The sequence below is a fragment of the Streptococcus sp. 2021WUSS126 genome, assembly GCF_044427255.1.
GTDB classification, from domain to species: domain Bacteria; phylum Bacillota; class Bacilli; order Lactobacillales; family Streptococcaceae; genus Streptococcus; species Streptococcus hashimotonensis.
This window is the reverse complement of record NZ_JAOTGI010000041.1, coordinates 1-1,474: the sequence shown is the minus strand read 5'-3', so window position 1 is coordinate 1,474 and position 1,474 is coordinate 1. Positions and strand designations below refer to the sequence as shown.

Here is a 1,474-nt window from a genome sequence, read left to right as displayed (position 1 = left end):
CTCTCAATTGGTGCGTTGTCAATACACTTACCAACACGAGACATAGAGCGTGTCATCTGATACTGAGTCGTTAAACGGTAATAATCTTTCGAAGTATATTGTGAACCTCGGTCGCTGTGAATCAATGGTGTCGCCTCAGGATTAGCTGTTCGGGCTTTACGAAGTGTTTCGAATACCAATTCATTATCATTAAACTGACCAACCACATAAGCGACAATTGAGCCGTCGTAAAGGTCCTTAATCGCACTCAAATAGGCTTTACAGCCGATACCGTACTTCAAGAAAGTCACATCTGTACACCATTTCTGATTTGGGGCAGTAGCTGTAAAATCACGATTGAGAATATTGTCTTCTACATTGACAAAGCTAGTCTTGGTGCAATATCCCTTGGATCTTCTGATAATGGAGCGAATACCTAGAATATGCATCAAGCGACGAATCCGCTTCTTGTTGTAGTTTGTTTCAAGCTTGCGATTGACAAATCGAGTCATACGACGATAACCAAGAATGCCATTATGTTGGCTATGAAGGTCCTTGATGACGTCTATCAATCTTGTATTTTCTTGTTCAGAAGGAGTTTATTGATGACGCAACCACTTGTAATAGCCTGAGCGAGATACCTTTAGAATACGGCACAAGTGGCTGATAGAAGCCTCTTTCTGTTCATCCGCATATTCTTTAATCGCTTGGAAGGATTCCAAGTGGCGACCCATTCTTACCGTCGATTTCGTCGCTTGATTTCTTCTAACTTTTTTAGCAGGCCATTCTCCATTTCAAGATACTTAATCCGTTCTTCCTGTTGCTTGATTTTTAGGCGTAACTCTTCTTCCGAAGTCAGATTAGGCTTACTTTCCAAACCTTTTCCACGACGGTCGAGGAGGCCGTTAGAACCGTCCTTCTCAAACTTTCTGACCCACGAATAGACCTGTTGGTAGGAAACGCCATACTTCTCAACAGCCCCTTGGTAATCTTTCTCGTGGGCAAGGGTAAAATTGACAATCTCAACCCGTTCGTCAAAAGTTGTCTTGCGTCCTTGTTTCATGCGACTCATTCCTCTACTAGTAGCTTTCAATTCTTTACCACTAGTATAACGTTTTATCCAAGATCTGAGAACATAATCACAAGAAATTCCATATTTTTCAGTCAAATCTTTGAGACTTCCCAAGCCATTGAGATAGTCGGAAACAGCTTGTTTCTTTAGTTCCTTACTATACTTCGTCCAGTGACGACTTTCCTCTAGCCCCTCAACACCAGCTTCTTTGTACTTCCGAACCCAGTTTGATAGAGTGTCTTTAGACACACCATAGCGCCTAGCTAACCAGCTAAGTGATTTCCCAGCTTCCAAGTGGAGTAGAACAATTTCTAGTTTCTCAGAGACAGACTTTGGACTTCTTTTGGACATAATAAAACTCCCTTTATAGTTTCTAGTGAAAATTTTTGTTTTTTCACTGTCCACTATAAGGGGAGTATATCA

At 41.4% G+C, this 1,474-nt stretch carries 1 pseudogene; it reads right to left on the bottom strand.

Annotated elements, in window-relative coordinates:
* Nucleotides 1–1,402, bottom strand: a pseudogene (locus ODU39_RS10185) (IS3 family transposase); the annotation flags it as partial.
* Nucleotides 1,403–1,474 lie beyond the last annotated feature (72 nt).